8 protein-coding genes are annotated in these 6,202 nt (G+C 54.4%); 4 read left to right on the top strand and 4 right to left on the bottom strand.

Going from position 1 to position 6,202, the window contains the following annotated elements; genetic code table 11:
* Nucleotides 1-61: 61 nt before the first annotated feature.
* Both G7009_RS23915 and G7009_RS23910 read right to left on the bottom strand, forming a co-directional pair.
* On the bottom strand, nt 62-718 hold the full coding sequence (locus G7009_RS23915; protein ID WP_181132502.1) for a hypothetical protein: 657 nt from the start codon (nt 716-718) through the stop codon (nt 62-64).
* A 26-nt stretch (nt 719-744) separates the two neighbouring features.
* Nucleotides 745-993, bottom strand: a complete 249-nt coding sequence (locus tag G7009_RS23910; protein WP_181132501.1) for a hypothetical protein — start codon at nt 991-993, stop codon at nt 745-747.
* 174 nt (nt 994-1,167) lie between these two features.
* On the opposite strand from G7009_RS23910, the gene G7009_RS23905 reads away from it, so the two are divergent.
* The 4 genes from G7009_RS23905 (at nt 1,168) to G7009_RS23890 (ending at nt 4,262) form a co-directional block, all read left to right on the top strand.
* Nucleotides 1,168-1,710, top strand: a complete 543-nt coding sequence (locus tag G7009_RS23905) for a site-2 protease family protein (protein WP_060515417.1) — start codon at nt 1,168-1,170, stop codon at nt 1,708-1,710.
* 59 nt (nt 1,711-1,769) lie between these two features.
* On the top strand, nt 1,770-2,180 hold the full coding sequence (locus G7009_RS23900; RefSeq protein WP_060515416.1) for a hypothetical protein: 411 nt from the start codon (nt 1,770-1,772) through the stop codon (nt 2,178-2,180).
* A 124-nt stretch (nt 2,181-2,304) separates the two neighbouring features.
* Nucleotides 2,305-3,096 (top strand): hypothetical protein, encoded by a 792-nt coding sequence (locus G7009_RS23895; RefSeq protein WP_060515415.1) that lies wholly within the window; start codon nt 2,305-2,307, stop codon nt 3,094-3,096.
* Nucleotides 3,097-3,275: 179 nt separating this feature from the next.
* Nucleotides 3,276-4,262, top strand: a complete 987-nt coding sequence (locus G7009_RS23890; protein ID WP_060515414.1) for a ParB/RepB/Spo0J family partition protein — start codon at nt 3,276-3,278, stop codon at nt 4,260-4,262.
* Between the two features lie 418 nt (nt 4,263-4,680).
* Here the strand turns inward: G7009_RS23890 and G7009_RS23885 are convergent, their stop codons facing one another.
* Both G7009_RS23885 and G7009_RS23880 read right to left on the bottom strand, forming a co-directional pair.
* On the bottom strand, nt 4,681-5,253 hold the full coding sequence (locus G7009_RS23885; RefSeq protein ID WP_181132500.1) for a helix-turn-helix domain-containing protein: 573 nt from the start codon (nt 5,251-5,253) through the stop codon (nt 4,681-4,683).
* Nucleotides 5,254-5,324: 71 nt separating this feature from the next.
* Nucleotides 5,325-6,119 (bottom strand): hypothetical protein, encoded by a 795-nt coding sequence (locus tag G7009_RS23880; RefSeq protein ID WP_181132499.1) that lies wholly within the window; start codon nt 6,117-6,119, stop codon nt 5,325-5,327.
* Nucleotides 6,120-6,202: the final 83 nt, after the last annotated feature.

The following is a 6,202-nucleotide window of genomic DNA, read 5'->3' as shown; positions in this document are numbered from 1 at the left end:
GTGGGTGGTTATCGTGAGGCAAAAAAAAGCCACTCCGAAGAGTGGCCGGGGATCATTGGTGTTAGGCAGCTGACTGCCTGTTCTGTTGCTCCCACCATGTGCGGAAGCTGGATACTAGAGAGCAGCCATTGTCTTCAGGCAAGGTGATAACCGCCTTGTTCTCGTGACTGATCTCATGTTCTGGCTCACCATCACGCGAACAGTGGTAGAGCTTGAAGGAGTTACGCGTGTCCAACTGGAAGCAGCACAAAGTGCCCTTCGGCCGTTTGTAGTAGACCCGGCAGAAGCCCGACTCAACAGAGTGGAATGCCAACTGCTCAACCTGTGTGACTTCAACTGGTGGTACCAGGCGGTGACGATGCTCAACGATCAAAGCTCGCAATTCAGTCATATCGATCGAGCGCTTAACGCCATCAGGGAAGAGAACGTCGCCGTACAGTGCTACCAGATCAGAAGCCAAACTGTCCTCAACCAAGTGACAATCTGCGAGGTCCCAGGCTCGGCCAGAAATCCATTCTCGCTTTTCCTCTGGGGTTTCCAGTTCGTCGATATACTCACGCTGCTCTGCCATCGACTCAGCTACTTTGAAGCAGGCTTCATTTTGAGAAACTGCAAAGGCATATTCGGAATATGTCCCCTCATCCTGCTGCCCCCAATTCAGAGTAACTGCGAACAATGCAAGGGCTGGTTGATTAGCTTTTACTTCAGTGCTGCTCATGATCGGTGTTCCTTTGAAAGTTAGTATCAGCCAGCAAGTTTCATATCTTGCTGAAGCGCAGTTTTGCCTTCATTGAAAGCGTTCAACAGTTCCGGGACATCAGACAGGAGTGCATGAGGGGTTTCAGAAGCCCCCCAGCCATATCCCCAGGCAGCATCCTTTGCATCTTGAAATGCGCTGGCTGCTAGTTGAGTGGTTTCCGGAGATTTCATGAGTAGTAGGGCTAGCGCCCATTGAGTTCGAGCGTAAGCCGCAAGCTGAAAACAAGTATTCATACTTCACCAGAGTAGTTTCATAACCATCTGTAATGACGCACACGGACCTGTATTACCATCTGGCCTGTAGTTGTACTGTGCAGTACACAGGACAAGACAAATATCCGGATATTGACTTGAACGTTTTGAAGCTTTGCTAAAGAATTACTGCATCATGTTCTAGGAATGAAAACCATGCTGCCTGACGCACTGGTAACCATCGGGATGTTCGCCATCGCCTTTTTCGTCATTTGGCTGATGCTCGTGTTCTTGCTTTTGATCCACGAAGCCGGGCATCTAATACCGATGCAGCGGTTTGGCATTAAGCCTGACAAACTCATTATTGGCGGATATAAGCTTTTCTCGTTCCGAAAATCCGGGATCATTCATGAAATCGGTTTGATTCCGCTTTGGGCCTATGTGGTCAGTACCGACTATGAAAAGGCGCCCTCAGACCGCCGGGCGATCATTGCTGCAGGCGGCCCACTCATCTCGCTGGCGACCGGCCTGCTGTTTTTCGGTATTAACTACGTCTCGCCGAACTGGCCGACGCTTGTCGCGGCCCAGGGCTCGATCCTCCTAGCAGCGACTAATATCATCCCCTTGCCCCCAATGGACGGGTGGACGATCGTCGAACATTTCTTGAACCGCCGTGGGATCTACTTTGATGACCGGAACAGGAAGGTCCTCATGGGCATAGGGCTTTTGACCATTATTGCTATCACCCTCGCCCTCTAGATTTACAGAACCCTGCTCTGCATCTCCTGGTGCAAGTTCAACCCACCAGGAGATGATTCATGACCACCACTTCCCTCGACGCTACCTCTCAACGCCCAGCTGTGCACCCAAGCTTCTTCGAGGAGGCCTTCAAGAGCTACAACGTACCGCCGAAGATCCGCGCATTTGCAGAAGCATTCTGCATTCGCTTTGACGTTCGCGGCATCTGCGACCCGGCCTATTGTGCAAACTCTGCAGCCCTTAAGCTGAAGATCGGTAATGGTTGCGGGACGTTCGATCACGAGAAAGACCCCGACGAAAACGGCATCCCCCTGATCGGAGAGCAACTGCTGTTCTCATACAGCACCTGCATCCAACGAACAGAGCCGGGCACTACCGCTGACGTCATCAACAGCATGGTGAAAGCAGCCCTCGCCGGCGCAGCTGTAGAGGAGCTTCTGCCTGCGCCAGCAGCCTCAGCTACAAACTGACCATACCCAGCCGCCCTCTTCGAGGGCGGTTTTTTTCGTCCACCAAATGTAGCGATGGCATTACGATACAGGTGGCGTATGTGTTCATGTATCATTCACGCGTCAAAACTATGAGGGACTAACCATGCTCACGAGCCAGCCCCAGCAAGGCATTTCTTCCCCCGCCCATCTGCCGGCCGCCAGCACCTCAGCGGTTAAGTGGTTCTCCCAGGTCACTGTCGAGCTTTCGTATTGGCACGGGAATCAGAGGTTAAAAAACCTCGACCAGTTTGAATGGCATGGTGATGCCGTCATGGCGCCAGCGCTGACCCACGCTCAAAGCAAATGTGATTTCTACAAGATCGACGAATCGTCCTCCCTTGAGCTGTGGGCGTTTCGCTCCCAGTGGCAAGTTGCGAAAGTTCGTGCCGGCGCCGACCAGCACTGGTCGTTTGCGGAAAGCCTCGACCACGTGACAAGAGTCATGGTCAGCCATCATCCCGTCTGGTCATCAAAACACGGAAAAATTTCCCCCCCTGACACCTGGCCAGGGTTCACTGCTACCTTCCAGAAAATCATTTCAGTCGACGCTTGTCGATCGAGAGATGAACTGAATGGGCTAGTCAGTGCAAGTCTGTGCATCTTCGGACAAGGTCCTGAGGCAATGAGTCTCGCTATTACGAATGGTGCCATCCGTGACCTGACCATCACTCGCGTTGGAGCGAACAACCACAGCCCTGGCTGTGAGTTGTTTAAGGTGACGGGTGCAATCGAGGTGGCCATGTCTCCCTACCAAACAGAATCGGGCCTTGACCATCTGGAAGACACCATCCGCAGCTCAGTCGGTATCAAGTTATCCCTTGTCGACGGAGCCACCGCCACGGGGCAACTCGATGCCGCGCAGCGCTCTACGATCTGGGTAGTTGAGCGCAGGTAACGCAGCAATCCTTTAAGAAATACCTTTCGCGTATGCGTACGCGTTATGTATTATTGCCGCGCCAGACAGGTAGCATATCTGTCCGGATGGCTGGTGTCGGCAAATCTGGGTTATGCGCAGGTGTCAGTCATCTCTGTTAGCAAGTTCAACGATCACTGACCCTTCAGGAGGGCACCGCCATGACCGCAGCCGTCGAAAACAGCAGCACCGAACACCAGATGGATCTGGATTTCCGCATGATCATCGCCACTGGCAACATCAAGAAGGCAATGGAAGAAGGTGATGGAAAAAAGAAATTTACCGCCGGCGACCTGTGGAATGTGGCGCCAAGCACCATCAAGGTCATCCCGGGATACAATGTCAGGGAGCGCAATGCCGCCTACCTGGCCAACGTTCAAAAGCTGAAGCAGTCAATCAAAGACAATGGTTTTAAAAAGGATTCCGCTCTGTCGGTCATCATCCGTCGCGATGAAAATGGCGGGCAGTCTATTTGTCTGAAGCGTGGCCATCAGCGGCTTGAAGCCACGCTGGAAGCGATCGCTGACGGTGAAAGCATTCCAACCATTCCTTGCATCATTGCTGCAGATGATTGTTCTGAAGAGGACATGACGGCAGACCTCGTGATCAGCAACAATGGTTCACCGCTTAGCCCGTATGCGACCGCAGTCGTTTGCAAACGCATGACCCGCTTCCACCCCGATGACCATACCGCGATCGCCAAAAAACTGAATCTCTGGCCCGCCCAGGTTTCGGACTACCTCTTGATGATCAACGGACCTATCGAGATCAGGAACTATGTCCGCGACGAAGTGGTTTCCTTCACGCTGGCAGTTCAGATACTTCAAGAGCATGGTCCCAAAGCTCTGCAAGTGATCGAGCAAGGCCTTGCCCGTTCAGCTGCTGCAGGCGGCAGAACAGAGAAGCTGATGCCTCGTTTTGTACCAGGCAAGGTCATCAAGAAGGCAATCACCAACGCAGCACCAACGATGAAAACGGCAATCCTAGAGATTCGGCAAGACAAAGGCTTCAGCCAGCTTTCCCCGGAAAACCAAAAGCGGCTTGAAGATATTCTCGAACAATTCCGCCTGGCGGAAGAGGAAGAGAAAAAACTGAACGTAAACCCGTCCACTGAGCAAGAGCTCAACCTCAAAACTACTGAGGACTAACCATGCCTTCCAGGCTACCCCTACACTTGATGTAGGGGTTTTTTTTGCCTATCGAAAAATGGCCCTCAACTTCGTCCACCAAGTTGTGTGCACCTCATGCCGCTTCAATTGCCCAGCAGCTGACAACTCAAGCCGCACCGAACCGGATGACCCCGTACACATGATCGCGAATCGGGTGAACGACGCGCATGCCTCACAGGCAGCAAGCCCAACCAGCTCGAAGCGATCGCCCGGCTGAGGTCTGATCTCACCCCTCACCAAATGTCCGTTCAAACTACGCCGGCACTGGCCGCAGTCGACTGCGAAGCGGGCAAGTTGAGTACCATCTGAAAAGACGATCGGGAGGCGTAGGTGCAAGGGCTTCACTTGCCTCCACTGGCTGATCGCCCCGTCAATTGTTGAACTGCTACCAACATCCTCACTGCTTGCCACTGACACGGCCCTCGTCGATCGCCTTCATGTACACCTGGACCCAGCCTGGTATCCGCCGTTGTCCTCTTTCCCAATAGCCTACTGCGGCGTAAGCCCACCCCAGCGCATCGGCCAGTTGTGCTTGTGTCCAGCCTAGAACCTCGGCCCTGATGCGCCTGATATCCGCACCGGCCAGGCTCGGGGCGTCGCCGACCAACTCAGCTTGCACTGCAGCGCGGAAGAGTGATCGAGCTGCAACCGGCATATCGGCCCCCTTCTCCCATTTCGATACCAGCCCGGGCGACACGGACAGCATCGAGGCTATAGCTGCTTGAGTCAGGCCTGCTGCATGGCGCTGGTGCGCAAGATCAGTGTGCACGGTTTGGGCGAACTGGATCTGGTGTTCTGTGGCCATGTCGTCGCGATAGCATTGCGCTGCGTGCTTCGCCCGGGAACGGCCGTGGTAGGCTAGGTCGCGAAAATGGCGATCGGCGACAAACTTCCCATCCTTCATCAGTCGAACACGCCAGCCGGCATCAGAAGGCTTCGATGGGCGATTGTCACGGGTGATGCCCTGCATGCTTGAGTCAGTGATGCGCCTAGCAGAGGACACTTCGATACCAGGCGCGGGCTTGGAGTTCTCCATAAGCCTCAATCATCCAGGGAGTCGTTCTGACCTGACTCTTGGGCATCATCACCACCCAAGAACATCCCATTGCTGGAGAGCAGAGCACCACCCAGAACGAGAGCTGACGTAACTGCCAGCGCCGGCACCCCATCCGACTCCCCTGCGTCTGCGTTGGCGCCCTTCGGCCGCGGCTTCACCGGAATCGGGATACTCGCTGCCGCAGTTGCCGTGGGGGCTTGGAGTGTCAGGGGGGCATCAGGACGCTTTTGTGGTACCGGCTTAGGTAGAGGATTGCCCCGTTCTGGCATGAGCAGTGGCACATCATCATCCAGACTGAGCGTGACCTCATTGGCCTGCGCTTTCTCCAGGCTGCTGAAAAGCTCATAAGACCGCGCCATCAACTTGCTGAACTGCTTGTCGGTCATGAGTTCCCCCCTGCGCAGCCCACCCATGTTCCGAATGGTGTCTGTAGTGATGGCGTACAGGGAATCTTGAAGCTCGGTGCGCACCTGGTGCGTCATGAATTCACACTCCAAGGACAGTACTTGTTCCGCTCGGCCGACCTGGGTCTCCAGCTTCTCAAGCGCCTGTAGTTGGCGCTGGATCCGCAGCTCTGCCACTTGTGCCGTAGTTCTGTACCGGTTGAACCTGTACCAGGCGCCGAGGAGGAAAATGGCCCCCGCAGATGCAGCCAGGTACGTAGGCAGTTCGCTCGAAGGCGGGTCTGGCACAAGACTGAAACTGAACGAGTCAGTTGAGATTAGGGACAGTGCGACTGCCCCTGACAGAGACAAAAGAAAAGGTGGTTTTGCAGTCATATCGAGCTCCAACGCTGACAGCTTCACTAGGCTTGCAGATACATAACGCGTACGCGTACCCGAATAGTATCGCCTATGAATTT

The organism is Pseudomonas capeferrum (assembly GCF_013523055.1).
Lineage (GTDB): Bacteria > Pseudomonadota > Gammaproteobacteria > Pseudomonadales > Pseudomonadaceae > Aquipseudomonas > Aquipseudomonas capeferrum_A.
The sequence above is the reverse complement of the archived record's forward strand: the minus strand, read 5'-3'. Positions and strand labels throughout refer to the sequence as shown.